The following is a 25,213-nucleotide window of genomic DNA, read 5'->3' as shown; positions in this document are numbered from 1 at the left end:
ATTGTTCAGGCGGCCACGGTTCTCCTTCCTCCAATTCCCGCTTGTCACCTCTGCGGTACCAGCGCAAGAGACACCGTGAAACGCGACCAAGGAAAGTCGTTCCGATGTAAACCATCGCGACACCGAAGAGCGCGAGCAATATGATGTACAGAGCTCCCATCGATCGAACGCTCAACTGACTTCAGTCATAGCACTACATCGGTGCAAGCACACCGTTCCTACCCCACGCTCACCTCCCCGCACAGCGGGCGCTGGAACCGTTCGCGCACCAGGTCGTCGCTGAGGCCCTGGCCCAGCAGGAACATGAGCTTGGTGACGGCCGCCTCCACCGTCATGTCATGGGCGCTGAGCATGCCCATGTCCACAAAGGCCCGGCTGGTCTGGTAGCGGCCCTGCTCCACCCGGCCGCCCACGCATTGGGTGGCGTTCACCAGCAGCACACCCCGCTCCGTGGCATCGCGCAGGGCATCGAGGAAGGCCTCGTCGGTGGGGCCGTTGCCGCTGCCGAAGGTGGTGAGCACCACGGCGCGCAGGTCAGGCGTGGCGAGGGCATGGCGCACCCAGTCCGGACGGATGCCGGGGAAGAGCCGCAGCACGCCCACGCGATCGTCCACCGTGGTGTGCACCTTCAGCGGACCGGTCCGCAGGGGCAGCACGGCGTTGCGATCGTAGCGGATGTGCACGCCCGCCTCGGCCAGGCGTGGGTAGTTGGGGCTGCGGAAGGCCTCGAACCGCTCGGCATGCACCTTCACGGTGCGGTTGCCGCGGTACAGGCTGTATTCGAAGTACACCGCCACTTCGGGCACGATGGGCCGGTCGTTCCCGGTGGCCGCGGCGATCTCGATGGCGGTGATCAGGTTCTCCTTCGCATCGGTGCGGATGGTGCCGATGGGCAGCTGCGAGCCGGTGAGCACCACCGGCTTGGCCAGGCCTTCGAGCAGGAAGCTGAGCGCACTGGCCGTGTAGGCCATGGTGTCGCTGCCGTGCAGCACCACGAAGCCGTCGTAGCTGTCGTAGTGCGTACCGATGATCGTCGCCACACGCACCCAGTCGGCCGGGCGCATGTCGCTGCTGTCGATGGGCTTCTCGAAGGCCACGGAACCGAGCTTCACGCCCACGCGCTCCAGCTCGGGCACCTGCTCCTCCAGGTGCTCCAGGTCCATGGGGCGCAGAGCGCCCGTGCGCGGGTCGGCCCACATGCCGATGGTGCCTCCGGTGTAGATGATCAGGACGGAACGCTGGGTCATGGGCACGGTGAATTCAACCACAGAATAACACAGATGGACACAGATGAACGCTTGGTCGCGCACTGCCGGAGGGACCGGCCGCTCTCGAACTGCTTTCGAGCATATCAGTGTGCATCCGTGTCCATCAGTGGTTCAACCCGAACAAGGCCTCCGCATTGGCCGTGGTGATGCGTGCGATCTCCTCCACGGTGCGGCCCGTGGCCTTCGCCAGCTCGGCGGCCACCAGCGGGATGTAGCTGCTCTCGTTGCGCTTGCCGCGGTGCGGCACGGGCGCGAGGTAGGGCGCGTCGGTCTCGAGGACACAGCGGTCCGGACCCAGCTCGGCCATCACCTGGGCGAGGCCGCTCTTCGGGTAGGTGATCACCCCGCCGATGCCCAAGAGGAACCCGTCCAGTGCGAGGATCCTGCGCCCCTCCTCCACCGTGCCCCCGAAGCAGTGGAACACGCCGCGCAGGTGCTCATCCTTCTCCTCCTCCACGATGGCGATGGTCTCGGCGAAGCTGTTGCGGCAGTGGATCACGATGGGCAGGTGCAGCTCCTTCGCCCACCGGATGTGCTGGCGGAACACCTCCCGCTGCTCCACAAGCCAGGTCTTGTCCCAGTAGAGGTCGATGCCGATCTCGCCTACTGCGCAGTACCGGCCCGTGCGCAGCTCGCGCTCCATCACGGCCATCACCTCCGCGTTGTGCTCACCCACGGAACAGGGGTGCAGGCCCATCATCGGGAAGCAGTGGTCGGGATGCGCCGCCGCCAGGGCGTTCATGCCATCGATGCTCTCCCGATCGATGTTGGGCAGGAAGAACCTGTCCACACCGGCGGCGATGGCGCGCGCGAGCATGGCCTCACGATCACCGTCGAACTGCTTGTGGTAAAGGTGGGCGTGGGTGTCGACGAACATCGGGGCGAAGTAAGGGCATCCCGCCTTGGCGGGACAGGTCGTGGGCCGGTGCGACCCACATCAGGTCCCAAACGGTCGGCAGGCACAGCGCACGCAGCACAGGAGCCTACCTTTCGGGCCGCTCTGCGGGCGCATGAAGATCCTCGTCCTCCGCTTCTCCTCCATCGGCGATATCGTGCTCACCAGCCCGGTGCTGCGCTGCCTGAAGCAGCAGGCACCGGATGCGGAGGTGCACGTGGCCACCAAGAGCGCCTTCGCCGATCTGCTGCGCTTCAACCCGCATGTGGACCAGGTGCACGAACTGGGGGACGACCTCGGCGCACTGATCCGTCAGCTGAAGGCCGAACGCTTCGACCGGGTGATCGACCTGCACCACAACCTGCGCACCGCACGGATCAAGCGGGCCCTGGGCGCGCCGGCCCGCAGCTTCAACAAGCTGAACGTGGAGAAGTGGCTGCTGGTGAACCTGCGCATCGACCGCATGCCCCGCGCGCACATCGTGGACCGCTACCTGGACACGGTGGCCGACCTGGGCGTGACGAACGATGGCCGCGGGCTTGAGCTGATCATCCCCCCGGATCGTGAGGTGCCCCCAGAGGCCCTGCCCGAGACGCATCGCGCCGGCTATACGGCGCTGGCCATCGGCGCGGCACATGCCACCAAACGACTGCCCCCCCACAAGCTCATCGCGCTGGCCAAGGCCATCGAAGGGCCCATCGTGCTCATCGGTTCCGCGCAGGACAACCCGGTGGCCCGGGCCATCGGTGACGCCATCGGTGCCCGGGTTTACGATGCCACGGGCCGCTACGACCTGCTGGGCAGCGCTTCGCTGATCCGCAGGGCGCGCACCGTGATCGCGCACGACAGCGGGGCCATGCACATCGCCTGCGCGCTCGGCAGGCCGGTGGTGAGCGTGTGGGGCAGCACCGTGCCCGCCTTCGGCATGGGACCCTACCAGCCTGTGCATCCGCAGCAGGCCCATGTGGTGGAGGTCGCGGGGCTCGGTTGCCGGCCCTGCAGCAAACTTGGTTTCGGCCACTGCCCCAAGGGCCACTTCCACTGCATGGAGAAGCAGGACGTGCAGCGCATCGCCCAACTGGCCGCCTCGTGAGCTGGGACATCTACATCCAGGACCTTCCTCCCGTGCGCACAGCGAACGAGATCCCGGAGGATTTCAGGCCGCGTCCGATCGGCGCGCGCGAGGAGCTCGCCCTTCGGATCCGCACGGTCTTCCCCATGGCCGATCCGCAGGACAACGACTGGTTCTTCGTGAAGGCCCCGGGCTTGGACCTCAGCCTTCAGCTGCACATGGAGAACGCGATGCAGGTGCGATACATCCTGGTGCACGTGCACGGGGGCGAGCACAGCGCCGCCGGCGTGGCGGCCCTGCTGCGCGAGCTGGGGCTGCGCGCGATGGACACCGCCACGGGCGACCTGTTCGACGCGGCCACGCTCGAGGACGGGCTCTAACGGCCGCTGCGCAGCTCCCGAAAAGGCACGAAGGACCTCCGGCCATCGGAGGTCCTTCGCACGTGAGGTCGGCTGCTTCAGGCGCCCGCGGGCGGCGCGGAAGGCGGAACGGGCGGCGGCACCACGTTGGCCACGGGCTTGGTGCTCTTCAGGTAGCTGAAGATCGCGTGGATGTCCTCCTCCTTCAGGTTCTGCAGGTTCTGCCACGGCATGGGGGGCAGCAGGGGGCGCGAGCCTTCAAGCCCCTTGTACAGGCCCTTGGTGATGGCGCGCTTGAACTGCTCCTCCGTCCAGGTGCCGATGCCGCTGTCGTCACTGGTGAGGTTGGCGGCGAAGCTGGTGCCCCACGGGCCCACAGCGGCCGTGAGGTCCATCGACAGCAGCGCCCAGCCGGCGTTGTCCTTCGGCAGCGGGGGCAGCTGCGTGCCGGCCGGATGGCCGCTCAGCAGGCGGTCGGGGTCGGGGTAGGGACCCTGCGGACCCATGAGCTTCGGGCTATGGCAGTCGTGGCAACCCATGATCTCCACCAGGTACTTGCCTCGCTCGACCAACTCGGCCTCCGGGGGCTCTGTGGGTGCTGCGGGCGCCGGCTCAGGGGCAGGTGCGGGGTTGGAACAGGCGGCGACGAGGGCGACGAGGGCCACGAACGTCGCGGCGGTCAGCCATGAACGGGAATTCTCCATTTGTCCGGTGGGTGTTGGTGAACGATGAATGCGCGGAATGGGGGAGCCATTCGTTCCTCCGCACCGCTGCGCATGGGACGCACAGCCCCACCCGGATGTTACTCGAAGAGCGCCTTCAGCTCGGTGGCGTCACCCGGCTTCATCTTGCCACTGAGGATGAGCCGCAACTGCCTCCGCCGAAGCGCTCCATCATACCGCTTCTGCTGCTCCTCGTTGCCGGGCACCGCCTCGGGCACCGCCGTGGGCTGGCCGGCCTGGTCCACCGCCACGAAGGTGTAGATGGCGCTGTTGCACTTGATCCTCGATCCGTTCATCTGGTCCTCCACCCACACATCGGCCCACACCTCCATGCTGGTGCCGAAGGCCCGGCTCACATTGGCGCGGATGGTCACCAGGTCGCCCAGCTTGATCGGCCGGTCGAAGCTCACATGGTTGACCGCCACCGTGACCACCACGCGCTTGCAATGCCGGTGGGCGCTGATGGCGCAGGCGATGTCCAGCCATTGCAGCAGGCGCCCGCCAAAGAGGTTGCCCAGGGTGTTCGTGTCATTGGGCAGGACGAAGTGCGTGGTCTCGGCCAGGCTCTCGTCCACCGGCTTGCTGCCGAGCGGGTTCATGGGCGGTCGAAGAAGAGGACACGACCGTCGTCCGTGCCGGTGACGAACTGCGCATCGGTGAACAGGCAGGGCGCCCGATGGTGCTGGTCCTTGTTCTCGGGGAACGACAGCTTCTGCACCACGGTGCCCGACGCATCGCGGAACTCGACCGCGCCCTTCTCCACCGCCTTGGCGACGATGTCACCGGAACGCGCCTCCAGTTGCTGGTAGAACCGGTCGAAGGTGCTGTTCTTCATGTCCAGCCCCATGGCCTTCACCGCACGTGGGTCCGGGATCCAGGTATGGCCCTGGAGGGTCTTGTCGACCTTGCCGCTCTTCACATCCCACACCTCGCGTTTGCCGCTGTGCCCGATGAGCACCACGAATTCACCGTTGGCGTTGAACGAGGCGTGATACACCGTGGTGCTGCCGTCCTCCGCATAGGGAAAGGACTGCACCCGCTTGCCGCTCTCGATGTCCCACAGCTCGGCGCCCTTGTCCGTGCCCACGAGGATGCGATCGCCTTTGGGCGCCAAGGCCAGGCAGGTCACTTCGCACTTGGCCAGCTTGATGGTGCGGGCCGAGGGCTCCTTCACCACTTGGGCGGACATGGGCAGGCCGGCGGCCAGCAGAAGGGGGAACAACAGGGTGCGCATCAGGAGGGGTCGATCAGGTGATGATGCTGGCGCAGCCAGTCCAGGGCGCTGTCCTTGTCGGGGAACATCTGGATGGGCCGCGTGGGCTTGTGGTGCCGCACGAACACATTGGCCGCCAGCTGGTGGCTGAAGTCGCGCACGATGATGGCATCCGCGGCCACATAGACGTTGCTCTCCGGACTGCTCGCGTAGGCCCGTGCTTCGTTGGACATCGTGGTGCCCTCGCCCACGCTCACCAGCAGCAGCACCTTCCGGCCCTTCCGCTCACCCTCCAGGGCCTCGAACATGTGGCGCACCTCCTCCACCTGCACGGTCCGCCCATCGCGGAAATGCACATGCGCGATGTCCCCGTCGAGCAGGTCGATGGTGCAGGCTTCGAGCTCCAGGCGGGCCATGGTCCGGGGACGGGGGCGGCAAATGTAGTGCGGTGCCCAGTGGCCCCGACACCGGTCAGTGCACGAGCAGCCAGGCGCCCTCCACCACCCCTTGTTTCAGTTCCGCCACAGCCTCCACCGCCGCCGCCCGGTCGGTGTAGCTGGCCACGGCCACGCGGTACAGTCCGCCATGCACGTCGATGACACGGGCTTGGAATCCGCGTTGCGCCATGTCGGCGATGAAGCGGCCCGCATTGTCCTCGATGCTGAAGCAGCCGCCGATCACGTGGTAGCGCGCTTCCGGCACCAGGGGCACGGCCACGTGCGTGGAGTCGATCGCGGCCACCGGAGCCTCGCCGAGCCGCACGGGAACCAGGCCATGGCCTTCCCCCAGAAGAGGAAGGGGCACCACACCAACGCCATCGGGCACCGGGACGTGGAAGGCCGTGTCGACCTCGGTGTCCATAGGCCGCTCGATGGCGCGCTTCACGTAGCGCGCCGGTTCACCGCCCCAGGGCAGCACGGCGCTCAACTGCGGCGCATCCCAGGTGTGGCGCACCAGGTAGCCCGCACCCAGCAGGAACACGAGGCCCGCCACGGCGGCGGCGGCCCAGATCATCGGGTGGCGGCCATCCTCGGGCACCACCTCCGTACGGGTCATCGGACGCACCACGGCGCTGGCGGGTGCGGCCTGCTTGCGCGGCACGGGAACGGCCGCCACCGGCCGCAGACCGTAGGCGTCGCGCAGGTAGTTCACCCGTCGGTCGGGATCGAACTGCAGGTTGCCCTCGGCGTCGGTGAAGAAGGTGCCGATGCGCGGCAGTTCGAGCCGGCGGTCACGGGCGATCCGCTCCCGCCAGCCATCGACCTCCTCCCCGATCCGGCCCGAGGCCGCATCGAAACCCGCTCCGGTGCGGCGCGCCAGCTGATCGGCCAGCAGCCCGTCGTTGCGCACCAGGTGCCGGTTGAAGCTGAGCTCCCGTGCGGGTGGATGCACCAGGCGGTGCGCTTCGTCCAACCGGGCTGGGCGGTAATGGGCCAGGAAGCCGCCGAAGCGCGGCACGATCACGCAGTCGTGATGATGCAGCAGGTCGTGGATGTCGCGCTCGATGGCCATGGCGGCCGGCCAAATTACGATGCGGCGGCGCGTCGCCTGGCCTCCGCCAGATCGGTCTCCGTGTCCACGCAGAAGCTGTCGTGGTCCGTCAGGGCCACGGTGATGCGGAACCCGTTCTCCAACCAGCGCAACTGCTCCAGTCGCTCGGCCCGTTCCAAGGGGCTCGGCGGCAGCGCCACCAATCGCTCCAGCACCTCGCTCCGGTATCCGTACACCCCCACGTGCTTCAGGAAGGGGAAGGCCCGATGCCGTGGACCGGAGACCTCATCGCGCAGAAAAGGGATGGCCGCCCGGCTGAAGTACAAGGCGTTCAGGTCCTGGTCCACCACCAAGTGGGCCTCGCCGGGATCGTCCAGCTCCCGGTCATCGGTCACCGCTTTGGCCAGAGTGGCCACCTGGACGCCGGGGCGCTCGAGCGTGGCGCACACCAGGTCCAGCTGGGCCGGGTCCAGAAAGGGCTCGTCGCCCTGGATGTTCACCACCGCATCGTACCGGTCGCGACCCACCTTCGCCAAGGCCTCATAACACCGGTCCGTCCCGCTGGGATGGTCCGCCGAGGTCATCACGACCTCGGTGTTCAGACCGCGCACATGCCCGGCCACCCGTTCGTCATCGGTGGCCACCACCACGGCGGCCAGCCCGGTGGAGCGGCGGGCCTGTTCGATCACACGCGCCACCATGCTGCGCCCGCCGATGTCCAGAAGCACCTTGCCCGGCAGGCGGCTGCTTCCGTAGCGCGCAGGGATGACGCCCAGGATGCGCACGGCCTAGATGCTGCGGCTGAACTGCAGCTGGAAGCTGCGCGGTGCCTCCACGCTCAAGGGACGGATGGCGTAGGTGAGGTTGGTGAGGTTGTTCACCACCATGGAGACCCGGTTGTTCGCACCCACCCGGACCCCCACCCGCGCGTCCAGGACCGTGTCGCCGCTGCGGCGCGTGGCCATCCATTCGCCCACGCCGGTCCGCAGCGCGGTGAGCTCCACGGCGCTCTCGTCCAGGTCCACGAACACCTTGTCGATGTTGCGCACATGGCTGTTGTAGCGCACGCTGAAGCCGGCGTTGAGCCGCCGCCATTCGGCCTGCACATCGACGCGCAACAGATGCTCCACGCGGAACTTCAGCAGGTCGTCGCTGGCATCATAGCTGGTGTTGCGGTAGGTGGAGGGCGGGTAGCCCTGGATCACGGGCTGCGCGTACACCTCGTCCGGAGTGGTGGTGATGGGCTTCGACCAGGTGTAGCCGGCCAGCACCATGAGGTCCACGGCACCGACCTTGCCCTTGCCGGCCAGCTCCAGCTCCACCCCGCTCACCCGCGCGTTGCCGGTGTTCACCGACTTGAAGCCCAGTCCGGCGAAGTTGGTGAAGGTGGGCACGGCCCACTGCCCGAAGGTGAACTCGATGTAGCGGCTGTACTCCTGCTGGAAGTACACCGCGTCGAAATAGCCTGTGAAGCCGCCGATGCGGAAGCCCTGCTTGATGCCGGCCTCGGCGTTCCAGCTCTCCTCCGGCTCCAGGTCGGGATTGGGGTAGATGTTGAGCTGGCCCACGTTGGTGCGGATGAAGCGCTCGCCGATGGTGGGGAAGCGGAAGCCCTGCCCATAGCTGGCCCGCACGAAGGTGCCCTTCAGCACCCGGTAGGTGCCCCCCGCACGGAACACAGGCACGGCCTGCTGGTCCTCGTTCACCGAGAAGCTCTCGTAGCGCACACCTGCGCTCAACGCCAGCCGTTCCTTGATCAGCTTCTTGTCCACCTGGAGGTAGGCGGCGGTGTTGGTGGCGGTGTTCTCATCATCGCCATCGGGGTTTCCGCTGTACAACAGGGCCACCGAGCGGGTGCGCTGCGCCACGATGCCGCCGGTGAGCACCGTCTCGCCCCAGATGTCCACGCGCTGCTGGGCCTGATACTCCCCGTAGAGGAAGTGGCTGGCGTTGCTCTGGTTCCCGCTGTTGTCGAACTTCTGGTTGAAGTAGCGGCCGCGCAGGCTGTGGCGCGTCTGCTTGTCGCTCAGGTAGTTCACGTAGGGGTCCACGTAGTACTGCATCCCCTGCGTGTTGGTCACCGTGCCGTTCTCCGCGCGGTAGATGTTGTCGCCCGCATCATCCCAAATGAACACGCTGGTGTTATCCGCCCGGATGGCGTTGGCGTTGACGCCGTAGTTGAGGCCTTTGACCTTCTTGTGCCGGTAGCGCACCCCGCCGTTCACCCGCACGCGGTGGTCGTAGCCTGCGGGCGTGCTGTACTTGGGGTCGTCGCGGTTCAGCGTGTCCTTGCCCACCGATTCGGGGCCCAGGAACCCTTCGTCCCACACCAGGTTGCCGCCGAGCACCACATCCCATTGGCCGAACCGCTGGCTGTGGAAGAAGTTGGTGCCTCCGAGGAACGCCGGGCGGTCGGTGCGCGGCCGCGCCTCCTTGTTCCGCGGGGTGTCATACACGCCGGCGAACGCGTTCACCCGGGTCATGGGCTCTTCGCGGGGATACGCGGTGCGCACGTTGATGACCCCGCTGAGCGCGGCACTGCCGTAGAGCACGCTGCTGGCGCCCTTGATCACCTCGATCTGCTCCACGTTCTCGGTGGGCACGATGCTCCAGGAGGTGCGGCCGATGTCGCCGCTCAGCACGGGCAGGTCGTCCACCAGCACCATCACCCGGCTGCCGGCCCCGTAGCTGAAGCCGCTGCCGGCGCGGATCTGCGGGTCCTCGTCGATGATCACCACGCCGGGGACCTGCCCCAGCACCTCGTTCACGTTGGTGATGTTCTTGTTCTGGATCACCTCGGGGCGCAGCACGCTGAGGCTCTGGCTCACCTCCCCCACGCGCTGTTCGAACTTGCCCGCGGTCACCACCACCATGTCCAATTGCGTGGCCGAGGCGCGCATGGCCACGTCCAGACGGGTCTCCTGCCCTCCCACAAGGACCACGCTGCGGGTCTCATTGGCATAGCCGAGCAGGGTGAAGGTGATGGACCGCTCCCCGGCGTCCAGGGACAGGCGGTAATCGCCGTTGGCGTCGGTGGCGGTGCCCTTTCCGGGCCCGGCGAGCACGTTCACACCGATCAGGCCGATGCCCGAAGCGGTGTCGGTGATGCGGCCCTGCAGGACGGCCTGCTCTTGGGCCTGCATGCCGGCCCCGAGCAGCAGGGCAAGGCAGGCGAAGGGGTTCCTCATGGGTCTGGTGGCGGGTCGAAAGTAGCCAAACCCACCGGCCCGCCCCCGCGGGCACATCGCCGCTCCTCCACGATCGGGTGTGCGGTTATCTTGGGCGGGACCACCATGACGTCAAGCCCGTCAGCCCCGGCCGTGGACGACCGCACCTGGGTGCACCGCATCGCCCTGGGCCTGTTGAAGGGCATCGGCCCGGTGAACGCCCGCAACCTGGTGGCCTACTGCGGCGGGGTGGATGCCCTGTTCACCGACCCCAAGGTGCGCCGCTCCCTGGAGAAGGTCCCGGGCATCGGGCCCAAGCTGGCCGCCAGCGTCACCGACCGCGCAGTGCTCCCCGCTGCGGAACGGGAACTGGCCTATGTGAGAAAGCACGGGTTGCGGCCGCTCTTTTACCTCGATGCCGATTTCCCCAAAAGGCTGTCACAGGCCGAGGACGCCCCGGTGCTGCTGTACGTGCGCGGTCCCGCCGACCTGGACGCCACGCGCATGGTGAGCATCGTGGGCACCCGCACCCCTACCGAACACGGCAAGCGCTTCTGCGCCGAGCTGGTCGAAGGCCTTCGCGCGGTGAACGCCACCATCGTCAGCGGCCTGGCCTACGGGATCGACATCGTGGCCCACCGGACCGCCCTCAAGCAGGGCCTGCCCACCGTGGCCTGTGTGGCGCATGGCCTGGACAAGCTTTATCCCGCCGAGCATGCCGCCACCGCCCGTGAGCTTGCCGCCCACGGGGCCGTGGTCAGCGAGCTGCCCAGCGGCTCGCCCTTCGCGCCCGGCAACTTCCCCGCCCGCAACCGCATCATCGCCGGGCTCAGTGATTGCACCGTGGTGGTGGAGAGCGGCCCCAAGGGCGGCAGCCTCATCACCGCCGACATCGCCGACAGCTACGACCGCGAGGTGATGGCGGTGCCCGGGAGGCCCGGCGATGCCCGCAGCGAGGGATGCAACCGGCTCATCCAGCAGCACAAGGCCGCCCTGATCACCAGCGCGGCCGACCTGCTCACCCGGATGGACTGGAACGCGAAGGCGCCCAAGCGGAAGGCGCCCGCCCAGCAAGCCCTCTTCGCGGTCCTGGGCCCCGAGGAGCAACAGCTCGTGGAGCTGCTTCGCGCCGGTGGCCGGGTGGGCATCGATGACCTGTGCCTGCGCAGTCGGCTCCACCCCGGCAAGGCGGCCACCCTGCTCCTGAACCTGGAGTTCAGCGGCGTGGTGCGAAGCCTGCCGGGCAAGCTCTACGAGCTGCACTAGGACCGCTGTTGCGGGTGCGTGCCCCCCATCTACCTTTGCCGCGCTTTTCCCAACCGGAAGCACAACCAAACATCCCCAGATGGCAAAGTCGAACAAGGCGGTGGACGCCTTCATGGCCGAGGTGAAGAAGCGCAACGGCAACGAGCCGGAGTTCCTCCAGGCGGTGCATGAGGTGGCCGAAATGGTGATCCCCTTCATCGAGGCCAACCCCAAGTACAAGGGCAAGATGCTCCTGGAGCGCATGGTGGAGCCCGAGCGCGTGATCATGTTCCGGGTACCCTGGGTGGACGACAAGGGCCAGACCCAGGTGAACCGCGGCTACCGCATCGAGTTCAACAGCGCCATCGGCCCCTACAAGGGCGGCCTGCGCTTCCACCCCAGCGTCAACCTCAGCATCCTGAAGTTCCTGGGCTTCGAGCAGACCTTCAAGAACAGCCTCACCACCCTGCCCATGGGCGGTGGCAAGGGCGGCAGCGACTTCGACCCCAAGGGCAAGAGCGACGGCGAGGTGATGCGCTTCTGCCAGAGCTTCATGACCGAGCTATGGCGCCACATCGGCCAGTTCACCGACGTGCCTGCCGGCGACATCGGCGTGGGCGGCCGTGAGATCGGCTTCATGTACGGCCAGGACAAGCGCCTGCGCAACGAGTTCACCGGCGTGTTCACCGGCAAGGGCATCACCTGGGGCGGTTCGCTGATCCGTCCCGAGGCCACCGGCTACGGCTGCGTGTACTTCGCCGAGGAGATGATGAAGCACAACAAGACCGGCTTCAAGGGCAAGACCGTGGCGGTGAGCGGCAGCGGCAACGTGGCCCAGTACGCCATCCAGAAGGCCACCCAGCTGGGCGCCAAGGTGGTGACCGCCAGCGACAGCGACGGCAGCATCTACGATCCCGCCGGCATCAACGCCGAGAAGCTCGCCTTCCTCATGGAGCTGAAGAACGTGAAGCGCGGCCGCATCGAGGAGTACGCCAAGAAGTTCAAGGGCGTCACCTACAAGAAGGGCGCGCGCGTGTGGGACGTGGTGGCCAAGTGCGACGTGGCCCTGCCCTGCGCCACGCAGAACGAGCTCGACGGCAAGAACGCGAAAGACCTGGTGAAGAAGGGCGTGAAATATGTGGCCGAAGGCGCCAACATGCCCACCACCCCGGAAGGCATCGAGGTGTTCCATGCCGCGGGTGTGGCCTTCGCCCCCGGCAAGGCCAGCAACGCCGGTGGCGTGGCCACCAGCGGCCTGGAAATGAGCCAGAACAGCCTGCGCCTGAGCTGGACCCGCGAGGAGGTGGACCAGCGCCTGCACAGCATCATGAAGAACATCCACGCCGCCTGCGTGAAGCACGGCAAGGAGGGCAAGGGCATTAACTACGTGAAGGGCGCCAACATCGCCGGCTTCGTGAAAGTGGCCGATGCGATGCTGGACCAGGGCGTGGTGTAAGTAGCGACCGCACACCAACAGGAAGCCCCGGCCATTGGTCGGGGCTTCTTCATTCGGCCGCCACACGGCCGCCTGCGGCGCGGGATCCCCATCCTCCCCGACTTCGGTCATGTCCGCTGCGGACCGATCGACGCACCTTCGCTCCATGACCCGCACACGCCTTCACACGGCCATCACCGCACTGCTCCTGGCGCCCATCCTCTGCGCCCAGGGTCCATCGGCGAATCCGCAGTTGAGCGCTGCCCTGCCCCAGTGGGCACAGCTGATGTACGCGCCCGATCCCGACCCCGGCGCGGTGCAGGCGGCCTACGAGGCTTATTACGCCACGCACCCCTTCGAAAAGAACACGCACACCCAGTTCTACAAGCGGTGGAAACGGGAGCTCGGGCACGCGCTGGTCCCCATCGATCCCGCACAACGCGCCACCTACACCCAGGACCTGCGCCGCTACCTGGATGCTTCGGACGCGTTGCGCGCCGGCCGTGCCGCGAACTGGAGCTGCATCGGGCCCTTTGACTGGGACCACGGCGCTGCCGCCAAGAGCTACGCCTGCGGGGCGGCACACGTGTACACCGTGGAGCAGAGCCTCGCCAACGGCAACCTGCTCTATGCGGGCACGGCCAACGCCGGCGTGTGGAAGACCACCGACAAGGGCCTCAGCTGGACCAACGTCACCAAAAGCCTCATGATCGGCACGGTGCTCAGCGTGGAGCTGGACCACACCACGCAGAACACCGCCTACTTCGGTGCCGAGGGCGACCTGTGGAAGACCACCGATGGCGGTGCCAACTGGACCTCCATCGGCGACGCCACCTTCCAGGCCGCGGACCACGAGATCCGCGACATCGTGCTGCACCCCACGAACGCCCAGGTGCTCTTCGTATGCAGCAGCGCCGGGCTCTATCGAAGCACCAACGGCGGCACCAGCTTCACCCAGGTGCAGACCGGCATCTGGCAGGAGCTGGAGTTCAAGCCCGGCGACCCGAACACGGTGTACGCCATCAAACGGACCGGCGACCGCACCGAGTTCTGGCGCAGCACGAACAACGGGGTAAGCTTCACCCAGGTGGGCACCAACTGGCCCCTGCCCGCAGCGCCCGATGAACAGGGGCGTACGGAGATCGCTGTCAGCGCCGCCGCACCGAACACCGTCTACGCCCTCTGCACCGGCGTGGCCGACGGCGGCAGCGGGCTCTATGGCATCTACAAAAGCACGGATAGCGGCAGCACATGGACCTTTCAGTGCTGTGGCTCAGGCCCGGGCGGTGTGCCCTCCCCCACCAACCTCAACCTCATGGGCTGGGACGACGCCGGACAGGACGACGGCGGCCAGTACTACTACGACCTCGCCCTCGATGTGGACCCGGCCAATGCCAACAAGCTGCAGGTGGGCGCCGTCAACCGCTGGGTGAGCACCGATGGAGGGATCACCTTCACCTGCCCGGCCAAGTGGAGCCACAGCGACAAGGTGGACTACGTGCACGCCGACATCCACGACGTCCGCTTCTACGGCACCGACCTGTGGGTGGCCTGCGATGGCGGCATCTTCCACAGCACCGATGGCGGCGCCACCTTCACCCGCCGCATGAACGGCATCGCCGGCACCGACTTCTGGGGCTTCGGCCAGGGCGGCTGGACCGGCGCGCAGGTGATGCTCGGCGGCACCTACCACAACGGCACCCTGCTGAAGGACAACGCGGTATACCTGGGCGGCTGGGTGAGCACCGATGGCGGGGACAACTACCGGGGCTTCGTGCATCCGCAGTACGACCGCCGCGCCCTGAGCGATTATGGCTACAAGGTGCTCAGCGGCGACCGCACTGTGAACAACAGCAACGGGCCTTGGACGCGTGAACCCAACGCCAGCTACATCGTGGGTGAGAGCAGCGAAGTGGCGTGGCATCCCAACCTGGTGAACACCGCCTTCGTGGGCGAGGGCAACAGCCTGTGGCGCACGGACGATAACGGCAGTTCGTTCACGCAGGTGCACGACTTCGGTGCGAAGGTGACCAGCATCGAGGTGGCCTTCAGCGACCCCAACACGATCTACGTGTGCACCTACGCGGGTTGGTGGGACGTGAAAAAGGTATGGCGCAGCACCGATGGCGGATCGAACTGGACGGACATCACGCCTTCGAGCGCCCAGTTGAACGGCAACACCTGGGTCCCGTACGACATCGCCGTGAGCGGCACCGACCCCCAGACCCTCTGGCTGGTGCGCACATCGCAGTACGGCAACTATCCCGACCTGAACGGCCACGTGGTGTACCGCTCCACGAACGGCGGCACGGCGTGGACGAACATCACGGACGCGAACCTGAACGGGGAGTGGCCCACGAACATCGCGCACCAGCTGGGGAGCAATGGCGGCCTCTACCTGGGAACACGCCGGGCCGTGTACATCCGCAGCGATGCAGCGCCGGCCTGGGCCCTGTGGAACGCGGGGCTTCCGGCCAGGACCTTCAGCACGCGTCTGCTCATCCACTACCGCGAAGGCAAGGTGCGCAACGGCACCGACCGCAGCGTGTGGGAGAGCGCACTGGAAACGCCGGCCCCGCCGCTTGCCAACTTCAGCGCCAACAAACGCACGGTGACCTGCCTGGCCCCCGCCGTGCAGTTCTGGGACAACAGCGCCCTCCATGGCACCAACGCCACCTGGAGCTGGAGCTTCCCCGGCGGATCGCCCGCCACCAGCACGGCGCGCGCTCCCATCGTGTCCTACACCAACCCGGGCAGCTACGACGTCACCCTTACCGTGATGGACGGGAACGGAAGCAGCACCCGCACCATCCCCGGCTTCATCACCGTACCCACCGGTGGTGCACCGACACCGGTCACGGCCAATGCCGAGGACCAGCTGGTGACGCCCGCCGGATGGACCTTGGAGAACCCCGACGGGGTTGATACCTGGACCAACCAGGCGCTCGCCGTAGGGGCCGACGGCAACGCTACACGGGCCTGGCGCATCGACTACTACTACTACAACGCCCCCGGCCAGCAGGACCGGCTGGTGAGCCCCGTGCTTTCGCTGGCCGGCAGTGCGGGCACCCGGCTGCAGTTCCACCACGCCTACAAGCCTTACGGGGCCAGCTACACCGACGGGCTTCGCGTGGAAGTGAGCACGAACTGTGGACAAAGCTGGACCACGCTGTACTTCGAGGAAGCCCTGGCGTTGGGCACCACCACCACGGGCAGCAGCCCCTGGGCACCCACGGCGGCCAACCAATGGGAATCGCACGACATCGACCTCAGCGCTTACGACGGCCAGCAGGTGGTGCTGCGCTTCACGGGGATCAACGACTACGGCGACCGCCTCTACCTGGACAACATCGCCATCCTCAACGGCGGCCTGCGCCTGGCCGTGAAGCTCATGCTCGAGGGCCCCTACGATGCGAACACGGGCCGCATGCGCGACCTGCTGCGCACCAACGGCCTCATCCCGGCCACGGAACCGTACACGGCACTGGGCTTCACCCAGGCCGCCGATGGTGGCGGAGAGGCCCTGCAGCCCGGGGTCACGAGCACCAGCGGGGACAACGCGGTGGTGGACTGGGTGCTGGTGGAACTGCGCAACGCCGTGAACCCGGCGACCATCGTGGCCACCCGGGCGGCCCTGGTGCAGCGCGATGGGGACGTCGTCGCCGAGGACGGCGTGTCACCGGTGGCCCTGCTCGCCGCGCCCGGCAGCTACCAGGTGGCCGTGCGACACCGCAACCACTTGGGCGCCATGACGGCCACGGCCCTTCCCCTCGGTGGCACCATCACGGCCATCGACCTCACCACCTCCGGCACACCCACCTGGGGCACCGACGCGCGCAAGTCCGTGAACGGAGTGCAGGTGCTGTGGACCGGCAACGTGAAGCCTGACGCGACCCTCCGCTACGCCGGCGCGAACAACGACCGCGACCCCATCCTGGTGGCCGTGGGTGGCACGGTGCCCACCGCCACGCTGGCCGGCTACCGAATCGAAGACACCAACCTGGACGGGGTGGTGAGGTACGCCGGCAGCGCCAACGACCGCGACATGGTGCTGGTGAACATCGGCGGTGCGGTGCCCACGGCCACGCGGGCGCAACAACTGCCGTAACGAAAAGCCCTGCTCAGCAGAACTCCTCGTAGGCCATCTGCAGGTTGTCCGCGATCATCTCCGCGGTGCGGCCCTCGATGTGGTGGCGCTCCAGAAAGTGCACCAGCTTGCCGTCCTTGAACAGCGCCATGCTGGGGCTGCTGGGCGGATAGGGCAGGAAGTGCTTGCGCGCCTGCATGGTGGCATCGGTATCCACACCGGCGAACACGGTGACGAGCTTCCCGGGCCGCTTGGCGCCACGCAGGCTCATCTTCACGCCGGGGCGTGCGGCACCGGCGGCACAGCCGCACACGCTGTTCACCACGCAGAGCACGGTGCCGGGCTGGGCCAGCGCCTTGTCCACTTGATCGGGGGTCTTGAGCTCCTCGAAGCCGACGCTCGTGAGGTCGGTCTTCATGGGGGCGACGAGTTCGGGAGGGTACATGGTCGTTCGGGTTGGGCGTGCCGCCGGGGGAGCCACATTTGCGGTCCCCGACGGCGGTACAAAAGTAACGGGTCCGTCAAGGGGCCCATGCCCACCTCCCACCCCGTGCCATCCACAGCCCGCATCCAGGGTTGGTTCGAGGGGCTGCCCGCTCCGTGGCGCGAACAGGCCCTGCGCCTGCGCGACCTGCTGCTGGAGGCCTCTCCCCAGATGGCGGAGACCTGGAAGTACGGCATCCCCTTCTATGAACACCGGCGCTGGATGTGCTACCTGAGCCTGCAGAAAAAAGGCCTCGTGCTCGGCTTCGTGGAGGGTGTGCATCTGGGCGACCCCGAGGGCCTCTTCGCCCCCACGGACCACGCGCAGATCAGGCATTACCTGCCGCCGCCCGCCCCGGCCCCGCTGCCCGAGGGCGCCCTGCGCCGCCTGATCCAGCAGGCCGTCGACCTCAACGAGCGCTTGGTGCACGAGAAGCTGGGCAAGGCCCGCCGGAAGCGGCGCAGCCGGGGCGGGCGCTGAGGGCGGAGCAGGATGGGCACGACCTGTCCCGCCTCAGCGGGATGGGCACATGCACCAAGGGCCGCCCCGCGTAACGCGAAGCGGCCCCTGACCCATCTTGTGCACAAGCCTATCGAGCCACCTTCACCGCCTTCTTCACCACGAAGCTGTCGTTGAGGTACAGCGTGACGTGGTAGGTGCCGGGCGCGAGATCCGTGGTGGTCCAGTCGTGGGTGTAGGCACCGGCCTCCCGCACGGCCTCCTCCAGCACCTCCAGCCGCTTGCCGCCGGCATCGCTCACCTCCAGCCGCGTGCGGCCCGGCGTGGCCACCGTGTACCGCAGCTGCGTGTGGTCCGCCACCGGGTTGGGTACGATGAACAGGTCGGTGCGCAGGGCCTCTCCCGCACCTGCTCCGGGGCTCATGGAGCGCTGATCCGTGCTTCCGTGGGCCGCACAGCAGGTGGCGAGGTCCTGTTGAACTGTAGCTAGCTGGTCCTGCAAGGTGCTGATGGTGGCCTGCTGCTCCTGCATGGCGGCCACGAGCAGCGGAATGAACCCGATGTAGTTCACCGTCTTCACGGACTCATCAGCCACGACAGTGTTCCCGAGCGAGTCCGATCGGCCCAGATAGGTGGTCTCTCGCACCAGATCGGGCAGCACTTGCTCCACCTCCTGGGCGATGAACCCCCTTTGAAGCCCACCCGGAAGATCCAACGCAGGATGGGCCACTGTGTCGAACAGATAGGTGGTCGGACGCAGTTGATCGATCAAGCCCATCGCACCGGTGATGTCCTGCACATCGGTCTTCAGGTCGGCATCAGAGCCCCACTGCATCAACGTGCAGAAGGCCAGGCCGGTGATGTTCACATGTCCGTCGAAATACCCGGCCCAAGTGCCACCCCCATCGTCCATGGTACGGCCATAAACCCCAACAATTGTGGGATCGTCATCCTCCCTGCATGCAATGCCGCTTACACCGATATACTCGGCGTTCAGCAAGGGCGCCATGACCTCACAGCCCAGCTCGGGAAGTGCCAGACCTTGCACACCGATCTGGTAGGTGGCCTTGCTCCCCAGCGCCCGTCCATCAGAGCCGATCCGTAAACCACCACCGCGAGCCCACCCGATCACCCCTGTGGTGAACTCTGCTTCATCATCCGCGAGGAACTCACCTGCATAGGCCGTGTAGCTCGCTCCGTTGGTCTGCGCGCTCACGCCCCGTGAGCGCACGGTCGGGCCTGCGACATCGGCGCGGATGCCGTAGTTGATGGCGTTCCCGTCAGCTGTCACTTCCACGCTCAACCCACGGTTGGAGCTGGTTCCATTGGCCACCTCCACCTGCACGCCACGCACATCATTGTCCGCAGCCTCGTTCTCGATGTGAGCGCCGATGCCGATGTCCTGCGTGTATACCTCCAGCTTGGCCTGTGCGGTGCTGGTGGAAAGATCCACGCCGACGCCGACGCTCTCGAACCGATCGGGACAGTCCGGATCCACTGCACCCACCGCTGTGTACACATGGTTCGGCGCGGTGGTGTTCATCTGCCATTCGCAGTCGCCCACCAGACCCGAGATGTCCTTCCAGTAAAGCCGGCCATCGTCCGGGTCAACCATCACCGCGCGGGTCAGTGCCGCATTCTCGTAGGAGGTGGTCAGGTAGTTGGGCAGCGGGTCCATGAAGTTGCGCAACCGAATGGTGCGATCGGCCAGGTCCACCCGTTCATCCGGCAGCAGGGCGATGGTGGTCCAATCCCCTGCTCCGAAGTAGCCCTCGTTCAAGGACAGGGCGGGTTGCAACCGGGCGATCTCAAGGCCGATGTCACTGTTGGCGATCGTGCTGGCGCCATTATCTCCGGTGTAGATGAATCGGAAAGGAGCCGTCGGACCAAGGGAGCCCGTGGCGCGCGACCAGATGATCCCACTGTTCAGGCCATCGAGCAGGCCGCCGTAGAACAAAGACTCACCGCGCGTGGCCAGAAAGCCCTCGCCGATCATGGGCCGATAGCCAAGCTCCAGGGTGGAGTTGTTCTCGGCATGCACACGAGCGGCTGGGAAGCGGTAAACTCCGGGGCTGTTGGCGAAGTCGCCGACCCCCAGGAACCCGGTCAGGTCCAAGTTGGGATATCCGTTGATCGTCTGAAGGGTCACATCCTGCGAGAGAAGCATCCTGAGAACCGCCGTCGTATAGAACTCGATCGGCTGGTTAACTCTCGTCTCGATCCGGAGGGGCACTGTGCTCCCCACATCGGCGCCCAGCCACTCCGTGGCGTTAATAACGTTTCCACCAGGTATCCTGTTCCAATCCTGTGCGTTGGTCCTCTGTGCGATGAACATGAGCAAGCACAGGAAAACATGAGTTCTTCGTTTCATGTTAGTTGGGTTTGTGCGCGAGGCAGTTGGTCTACGGTAGTACGAACTTGCGTATGAACGTCCTGTCCCTGGCCTCCACCAACAACACATACAAACCTGGACTACTAGGGAATTCCATCTCCACGACCCCGTCGAGATCTTCAATTTGGGAACAGGTCCGTCCTGTACCGTCGTGCAGTGTTGCTTTCAACCGCTCCCTCGCGGTCACTCGGAAGCTTGAAGGCAGTAATTCAATGACCGGCTCAGTTGTGTACATCTCACCCAACCCCAAACCATGGCAATCGGCATCCACGGGCAGAACTTCCACCTCGTCGTACAGGTAGTATGCGATATCCGTCGATGTGCTCCCTAGTGGGTAACCGGAGGTCAACGCATCGGTAAAGAAGTTGCCCAATACGACATACATGTAGGCACTATCCGCAACGATGGTCCCTTCGACCAATGTCCAACCCAGGGTGTCCTCCACGGGGGTCAGGGTGCGCAGGTGGGCGAAGTTCCTGAACCCGAAGAGCGGACCGCTGGTCCCGGTCCAGGCATTGGACGTGGTGGTCAACAGTATGCCCACATTGTCACATACGCCTCCTTCATACATCCAGTAGTTCCCACCATGGGCGGGATTGGTCCTGAATCGAAGTTGGTAGGCGCAACCCGGTACAAGCGGTTCCAGCAACTGAGCGCCAACATATTCCCGGTACTCCGCTGCATATCCGTCATAGGCGTAGGCCCCTATGTAGGACCCTCCGGTCGAAGGCTGTTGATAGCTCCATCCGTTCTGAGGCACCGACACCAAGCTGTCGTTCCCTCCCGCATCACCAGCGCAAATGCTGAAATGCTCAGGGCTGTTCGTCCAGCTATACCAATGCAATGGCCGGGAGCCGATGTTAAAGCAGCATTGCCAGCTACAACTGTCCTCAGGTAGTTCAAAGCTGGGGTTCGGCACGAGGTTCTGGCCGATACCGGACAGGGATGCGCATCCCCCCACAATTGCGATCAATGTCCGTTCCATGTGTCTCACAAGCTACGCGCATCGCTGCTGAAACCGTCCTTAGATCGGCGGAAATAGTTTTCAACCGATCGCGTTGCTCCGACCCGCACGGTGCCAAGCAAATACCTAAGCTGCACCATGTGCATTGCCCTCATGTCCTTTCGTGTTTTCGATTCATCGAATGGACAAGAACGATGCTCGCTATTCGGCCAATACGAACTTGTGCGTTTCCACCCGGCTGCGATGCGCCATGCGCAGCACGTAGGTACCTCGCGCCCAAGACCCCACCTCCAGCACCCAGCGATCGCTGGTGACCCGGCCCTGCCAAAGCAACCGACCCACAAAATCCAACACCTGTGCTTCAGCCCCCGCCCGTTGGCCCACGACCAGGTGGTCTTGCGCAGGATTAGGGAACAATGCCGGGCCTGCGGCCTGCGCCTCACCCACCCCTTGTCCTAGATCGCAACCATCCGGGCTGGCTGAGACACAGACTGCATCCACCAGAGTGTATGCCCGGGGCAACCAGTACCAAGGAATGCCCTCTGGAGAAAACTGCAGCGTATCCGTCAAGGCATTGCTGAAGAACTGCCCGATCATCACGTACTGGTAGGCACTGTCGGCCACGAAGCTGCCGCTCACCAAGGTCCAACCCACCGTATCCGCGAGGATCTGCGGATACAGAACGTGCGCATGGTCGGGCGGCACCGGGTAGGGATCACCCCAAACCCACGGGCGGTCCTGCATGCTAAAGAGCATGCCCACCTTGTCGTTGGCCAACCAGATCTGCGGATACTGGGCATTGCCGCCGAAGGCCGCATTTGCCCGGAAGCTGCAGTAGTAGGTCTGCCCCACCACCAAGGGTTCCAGCAAAGGAGCCATGATCCATTCGCGATACTCGGATGAACCATTCTGATGGTAGGTGAGCATGCCTGCGCACGAGGAGCCCTCGAAAGGGTACTGGAAGGTGATGAAATTCATGGGCAAGCCGAAGGCACTACCATACGGCAAGCAGCCCTGCAAATGATCAGGGGTTCCATTGGCGCTATGCCAATGGAGCGGGCCATCCACTCCAAAGCCAGCTTCCGAGCAGGAGTCCGCCACTTCGAACCCCGAGTTGGGCACCAGGTTCTGGGCCTGCGCGGTGGAGGTGATGGAGCACAGCACCATTGCCACGGCCATGGTCGGCACCTTGCTACCCGCGGGGAACAGTGTGTTGGCGGAGTTCATCATCGTCAAGTTCGTATCGGCCGGGAGCATCGCTCCGGCCCGCCTCCTGGTTCTTCGGGTTGTCCGCGGCCATGGCGCCTTCCGCGTGCCCGCCCATAAGACCGCCTGGGCGGCGGGGGCGCTGCCCGGCGCTGCCGGGGAGGCTCCATATCTTCGCGCTGCTCTGTTTCGTTTACCTTTTAGCGAGGGTTAGGTGGAACATGAGTAACCGAGGCCCCTGGTGTTGCAAGCGCCGGGGGCTTCTTTCATTCGGGCTGGCTGTCCTGTGTCTACCTTGGTAGATTCCCGTTCGGCCGGCTTGTCGGCTTGTCGGCTTGTCGGCTTGTCGGCTTCCAGCTTCAAGCTTCCAGCCGCAGGCTGCCAGCTTCCGGCCACAAGCCGTCCACTTGCAGCGCACGCCACCAGTGGCGATCCGTGTGGTCCGCGTTCACTGGGGGTATGCTTCACGGCAGGCATGGCAGGTCGAAAATAGTCGACGACGAGCCAGGTGGTGCTGCTGGTTGAAAAATTCATGTGGGCTTCACGCCGTAGGGCAATTGCGTTCCCCACCGCTCAGGGGAGACTGCCACGGCGCCCTGCGCACCACCCACCACGCATGCGCCTCGCAGTGACGGTGCGGAGGTGATCGTGATCTGGACCGATCATTCTCAACCCGTCATCGACAATGAACTTGCCCTGCGCCCACTGCACCCACCGCTGTGTACACATGGTTCGGCGCGGTGGTGTTCATCTGCCATTCGCAGTCGCCCACCAGACCCGAGATGTCCTTCCAATAAAGCCGGCCATCGTCCGGGTCAACCATCACCGCGCGGGTCAGTGCCGCATTCTCGTAGGAGGTGGTCAGGTAGTTGGGCAGCGGGTCCATGAAGTTGCGCAGCCGGATGGTCTGGTCGGCCAGGTCAAGGCGTTCGTCGGGAAGGAGCGGGGCAATGGTGGTCCAATCTCCCACGCCAAAGTAGCCTTCGTTCAAGGAGAGGGCGGGTTGCAGCCGGGCGATCTCAAGGCCGTCGATCCCGGCCGCGGTAGTGGTGGTTCCATCCGTACCGGTGTAGATGAACCGTAAAGGGGCGGTAGGGAAACCTGGCGCCCGCTTCCGCGCCCAGGCGATCCCACCTTCCAGTCCGTTGAGCAAGCCACCATAGAACATGGACTCACCGCGCGTTGCCAGGAATCCTTCCCCGAGCATGGAGCGGTAGCCCTCCTCCGTGGAGGCTCCGTTCTCTGCGTGGACGCGCGCCGCTGGGTGCCGAAAGACCGATGGCGTGCTGCCGAAGTCCCCCACCCCCACAAATCCGGTCAGGTCCAGGTTCGGGTAGGTGTTGATGGTTTGACCGGTACGAACGGGGGAGATCCTCATTCGTTCATCGGTCTCGGTGAAGAATTCGATCGGCTGGTCAACCCGCGTTTCGATCCGGAGGGGCACTGTGCTCCCCACATCGGCGCCAAGCCATTCCGTAGCGCTGATGATGTTTCCTCCAGGTACCCGGTTCCATTCCTGTCCGTTGGTCCTCTGTGCGATGAACATGAGCAGGCACAGGAAAACATGTGTACTTCGGAACATGGTCGTTGGGTTTGTGCGCGAGGCAGTTGGTCTACGGTAGTACGAACTTGCGTATGAACGTCCTGTCCCTGGCCTCCACCAACAACACATACAAACCTGGACTACTAGGGAATTCCATCTCCACGACCCCGTCGAGATCTTCAATTTGGGAACAGGTCCGTCCTGTACCGTCGTGCAGTGTTGCTTTCAACCGCTCCCTCGCGGTCACTCGGAAGCTTGAAGGCAGTAATTCAATGACCGGCTCAGTTGTGTACATCTCACCCAACCCCAAACCATGGCAATCGGCATCCACGGGCAGAACTTCCACCTCGTCGTACAGGTAGTATGCGATATCCGTCGATGTGCTCCCTAGTGGGTAACCGGAGGTCAACGCATCGGTGAAGAAGTTGCCCAATACGACATACATGTAGGCACTATCCGCAACGATGGTCCCTTCGACCAATGTCCAACCCAGGGTGTCCTCCACGGGGGTCAGGGTGCGCAGGTGGGCGAAGTTCCTGAACCCGAAAGGCGGACCGCTGGTCCCGGTCCAGGCATTGGACGTGGTGGTCAACAGCATGCCCACATTGTCACATACGCCTCCTTCATACATCCAGTAGTTCCCACCATGAGCGGGATTGGTCCTGAATCGAAGTTGGTAGGCGCAACCCGGCACAAGGGGTTCCAGTAACTGAGCGCCAACATATTCCCGGTACTCCGCCGCATATCCGTCGTAGGCGTAGGCGCCTATGTAGGACCCTCCGGTCGAAGGCTGTTGATAGCTCCATCCGTTCTGAGGCACCGACACCAAGCTGTCGTTCCCTCCCGCATCACCAGCGCAAATGCTGAAATGATCCGGGCTGTTCGTCCAGCTATACCAATGCAATGGCCGGGAGCCGATGTTAAAGCAGCATTGCCAGCTACAACTGTCCTCAGGTAGTTCAAAGCTGGGGTTCGGCACGAGGTTCTGGCCGATACCGGACAGGGATGCGCATCCCCCCACAATTGCGATCAATGTCCGTTCCATGTGTCTCACAAGCTACGCGGATCGCTGCTGAAACCGTCCATAGATCGGCGGAAATAGTTTTCAACCGATCGCGTTGCTCCGACCCGCACGGTGCCAAGCAAATACCTAAGCTGCACCATGTGCATTGCCCTCATGTCCTTTCGTGTTTGTTGTTCACTGAAAAGAC

At 65.2% G+C, this 25,213-nt stretch carries 21 protein-coding genes; 6 read left to right on the top strand and 15 right to left on the bottom strand.

Annotated elements, in window-relative coordinates; all coding sequences use genetic code 11:
• Nucleotides 1–218: 218 nt before the first annotated feature.
• Both IPM49_13185 and IPM49_13180 read right to left on the bottom strand, forming a co-directional pair.
• Complete coding sequence (locus tag IPM49_13185; protein MBK9275474.1) at nt 219–1,247, bottom strand: type I asparaginase; 1,029 nt, start codon at nt 1,245–1,247, stop codon at nt 219–221.
• Nucleotides 1,248–1,371: 124 nt separating this feature from the next.
• Entirely contained in the window at nt 1,372–2,145 is a 774-nt protein-coding gene (locus tag IPM49_13180) for a TatD family hydrolase (protein ID MBK9275473.1), read from the bottom strand.
• Between the two features lie 133 nt (nt 2,146–2,278).
• On the opposite strand from IPM49_13180, the gene IPM49_13175 reads away from it, so the two are divergent.
• Together IPM49_13175 and IPM49_13170 are read left to right on the top strand one after the other, a co-directional pair.
• A complete protein-coding gene (locus tag IPM49_13175; GenBank protein ID MBK9275472.1) occupies nt 2,279–3,256 on the top strand; it encodes a glycosyltransferase family 9 protein in 978 nt (325 codons plus the stop codon).
• Complete coding sequence (locus tag IPM49_13170) at nt 3,253–3,615, top strand: hypothetical protein (protein ID MBK9275471.1); 363 nt, start codon at nt 3,253–3,255, stop codon at nt 3,613–3,615. The genes IPM49_13175 and IPM49_13170 overlap by 4 nt, the downstream gene beginning before the upstream one ends.
• A 77-nt stretch (nt 3,616–3,692) precedes the next feature.
• Here IPM49_13170 and IPM49_13165 read toward each other — a convergent pair whose 3' ends face one another.
• From IPM49_13165 to IPM49_13135, 7 genes are all read right to left on the bottom strand, one after another.
• Entirely contained in the window at nt 3,693–4,298 is a 606-nt protein-coding gene (locus tag IPM49_13165) for a c-type cytochrome (protein ID MBK9275470.1), read from the bottom strand.
• A 98-nt stretch (nt 4,299–4,396) separates the two neighbouring features.
• Nucleotides 4,397–4,915, bottom strand: coding sequence for an acyl-CoA thioesterase (locus IPM49_13160; protein ID MBK9275469.1), 519 nt, complete (start codon nt 4,913–4,915; stop codon nt 4,397–4,399).
• Nucleotides 4,912–5,550, bottom strand: coding sequence for a hypothetical protein (locus tag IPM49_13155; protein MBK9275468.1), 639 nt, complete (start codon nt 5,548–5,550; stop codon nt 4,912–4,914). The genes IPM49_13160 and IPM49_13155 overlap by 4 nt, the downstream gene beginning before the upstream one ends.
• Nucleotides 5,550–5,945 (bottom strand): hypothetical protein, encoded by a 396-nt coding sequence (locus IPM49_13150; protein ID MBK9275467.1) that lies wholly within the window; start codon nt 5,943–5,945, stop codon nt 5,550–5,552. Before IPM49_13150 ends, IPM49_13155 begins: the two co-directional genes overlap by 1 nt.
• Before the next feature lie 55 nt (nt 5,946–6,000).
• Entirely contained in the window at nt 6,001–7,041 is a 1,041-nt protein-coding gene (locus IPM49_13145; protein MBK9275466.1) for an SPOR domain-containing protein, read from the bottom strand.
• Nucleotides 7,042–7,055: 14 nt separating this feature from the next.
• Nucleotides 7,056–7,805, bottom strand: a complete 750-nt coding sequence (gene kdsB / locus IPM49_13140) for a 3-deoxy-manno-octulosonate cytidylyltransferase (protein ID MBK9275465.1) — start codon at nt 7,803–7,805, stop codon at nt 7,056–7,058.
• A 3-nt stretch (nt 7,806–7,808) separates the two neighbouring features.
• The gene (locus IPM49_13135; GenBank protein MBK9275464.1) at nt 7,809–10,208 is read right to left on the bottom strand and encodes a TonB-dependent receptor; all 2,400 of its coding nucleotides are present in this window, start codon (nt 10,206–10,208) and stop codon (nt 7,809–7,811) included.
• Nucleotides 10,209–10,313: 105 nt separating this feature from the next.
• Here IPM49_13135 and dprA point away from each other — a divergent pair, with 105 nt between their 5' ends.
• The 3 genes from dprA to IPM49_13120 all read left to right on the top strand — a co-directional run bounded on the left by dprA (nt 10,314) and on the right by IPM49_13120 (nt 16,975).
• A complete protein-coding gene (gene dprA / locus IPM49_13130) occupies nt 10,314–11,453 on the top strand; it encodes a DNA-protecting protein DprA (protein ID MBK9275463.1) in 1,140 nt (379 codons plus the stop codon).
• A 79-nt stretch (nt 11,454–11,532) separates the two neighbouring features.
• Complete coding sequence (gdhA, locus tag IPM49_13125) at nt 11,533–12,888, top strand: NADP-specific glutamate dehydrogenase (GenBank protein MBK9275462.1); 1,356 nt, start codon at nt 11,533–11,535, stop codon at nt 12,886–12,888.
• Nucleotides 12,889–13,033: 145 nt separating this feature from the next.
• A complete protein-coding gene (locus tag IPM49_13120) occupies nt 13,034–16,975 on the top strand; it encodes a PKD domain-containing protein (protein MBK9275461.1) in 3,942 nt (1,313 codons plus the stop codon).
• Between the two features lie 13 nt (nt 16,976–16,988).
• Here IPM49_13120 and IPM49_13115 read toward each other — a convergent pair whose 3' ends face one another.
• On the bottom strand, nt 16,989–17,399 hold the full coding sequence (locus IPM49_13115; GenBank protein ID MBK9275460.1) for a BrxA/BrxB family bacilliredoxin: 411 nt from the start codon (nt 17,397–17,399) through the stop codon (nt 16,989–16,991).
• 87 nt (nt 17,400–17,486) lie between these two features.
• On the opposite strand from IPM49_13115, the gene IPM49_13110 reads away from it, so the two are divergent.
• The gene (locus tag IPM49_13110) at nt 17,487–17,918 is read left to right on the top strand and encodes a DUF1801 domain-containing protein (GenBank protein MBK9275459.1); all 432 of its coding nucleotides are present in this window, start codon (nt 17,487–17,489) and stop codon (nt 17,916–17,918) included.
• A 109-nt stretch (nt 17,919–18,027) separates the two neighbouring features.
• Here the strand turns inward: IPM49_13110 and IPM49_13105 are convergent, their stop codons facing one another.
• From IPM49_13105 to IPM49_13085, 5 genes are all read right to left on the bottom strand, one after another.
• Nucleotides 18,028–20,064, bottom strand: coding sequence for a tail fiber domain-containing protein (locus IPM49_13105; GenBank protein MBK9275458.1), 2,037 nt, complete (start codon nt 20,062–20,064; stop codon nt 18,028–18,030).
• A 235-nt stretch (nt 20,065–20,299) separates the two neighbouring features.
• On the bottom strand, nt 20,300–21,274 hold the full coding sequence (locus IPM49_13100) for a hypothetical protein (GenBank protein MBK9275457.1): 975 nt from the start codon (nt 21,272–21,274) through the stop codon (nt 20,300–20,302).
• Nucleotides 21,275–21,454: 180 nt separating this feature from the next.
• Nucleotides 21,455–22,480, bottom strand: coding sequence for a T9SS type A sorting domain-containing protein (locus IPM49_13095; protein ID MBK9275456.1), 1,026 nt, complete (start codon nt 22,478–22,480; stop codon nt 21,455–21,457).
• 655 nt (nt 22,481–23,135) lie between these two features.
• Complete coding sequence (locus tag IPM49_13090; GenBank protein MBK9275455.1) at nt 23,136–24,005, bottom strand: hypothetical protein; 870 nt, start codon at nt 24,003–24,005, stop codon at nt 23,136–23,138.
• Nucleotides 24,006–24,072: 67 nt separating this feature from the next.
• Entirely contained in the window at nt 24,073–25,047 is a 975-nt protein-coding gene (locus IPM49_13085; protein MBK9275454.1) for a hypothetical protein, read from the bottom strand.
• Between the last annotated feature and the right edge of the window lie 166 nt (nt 25,048–25,213).

Source organism: Flavobacteriales bacterium (genome assembly GCA_016715895.1).
GTDB lineage: Bacteria > Bacteroidota > Bacteroidia > Flavobacteriales_F > PHOS-HE28 > PHOS-HE28.
Note: the sequence above shows the minus strand (reverse complement) of the source record. Positions and strands in the feature narration are given on the sequence as shown.

Bases quoted from the DNA above. Each gene is read 5' to 3' on its own strand.
- IPM49_13185 (MBK9275474.1), bottom strand. From the start codon at position 1,247: ATGACCCAGCGTTCCGTCCTGATCATCTACACCGGAGGCACCATCGGC.
- IPM49_13180 (MBK9275473.1), bottom strand. From the start codon at position 2,145: ATGTTCGTCGACACCCACGCCCACCTTTACCACAAGCAGTTCGACGGT.
- IPM49_13175 (MBK9275472.1), top strand. From the start codon at position 2,279: ATGAAGATCCTCGTCCTCCGCTTCTCCTCCATCGGCGATATCGTGCTC.
- IPM49_13165 (MBK9275470.1), bottom strand. From the start codon at position 4,298: ATGGAGAATTCCCGTTCATGGCTGACCGCCGCGACGTTCGTGGCCCTC.
- IPM49_13160 (MBK9275469.1), bottom strand. From the start codon at position 4,915: ATGAACCCGCTCGGCAGCAAGCCGGTGGACGAGAGCCTGGCCGAGACC.
- IPM49_13155 (MBK9275468.1), bottom strand. From the start codon at position 5,550: ATGCGCACCCTGTTGTTCCCCCTTCTGCTGGCCGCCGGCCTGCCCATG.
- IPM49_13150 (MBK9275467.1), bottom strand. From the start codon at position 5,945: ATGGCCCGCCTGGAGCTCGAAGCCTGCACCATCGACCTGCTCGACGGG.
- IPM49_13145 (MBK9275466.1), bottom strand. From the start codon at position 7,041: ATGGCCATCGAGCGCGACATCCACGACCTGCTGCATCATCACGACTGC.
- IPM49_13135 (MBK9275464.1), bottom strand. From the start codon at position 10,208: ATGAGGAACCCCTTCGCCTGCCTTGCCCTGCTGCTCGGGGCCGGCATG.
- dprA (MBK9275463.1), top strand. From the start codon at position 10,314: ATGACGTCAAGCCCGTCAGCCCCGGCCGTGGACGACCGCACCTGGGTG.
- gdhA (MBK9275462.1), top strand. From the start codon at position 11,533: ATGGCAAAGTCGAACAAGGCGGTGGACGCCTTCATGGCCGAGGTGAAG.
- IPM49_13120 (MBK9275461.1), top strand. From the start codon at position 13,034: ATGACCCGCACACGCCTTCACACGGCCATCACCGCACTGCTCCTGGCG.
- IPM49_13115 (MBK9275460.1), bottom strand. From the start codon at position 17,399: ATGTACCCTCCCGAACTCGTCGCCCCCATGAAGACCGACCTCACGAGC.
- IPM49_13110 (MBK9275459.1), top strand. From the start codon at position 17,487: ATGCCCACCTCCCACCCCGTGCCATCCACAGCCCGCATCCAGGGTTGG.
- IPM49_13105 (MBK9275458.1), bottom strand. From the start codon at position 20,064: ATGCTTCTCTCGCAGGATGTGACCCTTCAGACGATCAACGGATATCCC.
- IPM49_13100 (MBK9275457.1), bottom strand. From the start codon at position 21,274: ATGGAACGGACATTGATCGCAATTGTGGGGGGATGCGCATCCCTGTCC.
- IPM49_13095 (MBK9275456.1), bottom strand. From the start codon at position 22,480: ATGAACTCCGCCAACACACTGTTCCCCGCGGGTAGCAAGGTGCCGACC.
- IPM49_13090 (MBK9275455.1), bottom strand. From the start codon at position 24,005: ATGTTCATCGCACAGAGGACCAACGGACAGGAATGGAACCGGGTACCT.
- IPM49_13085 (MBK9275454.1), bottom strand. From the start codon at position 25,047: ATGGAACGGACATTGATCGCAATTGTGGGGGGATGCGCATCCCTGTCC.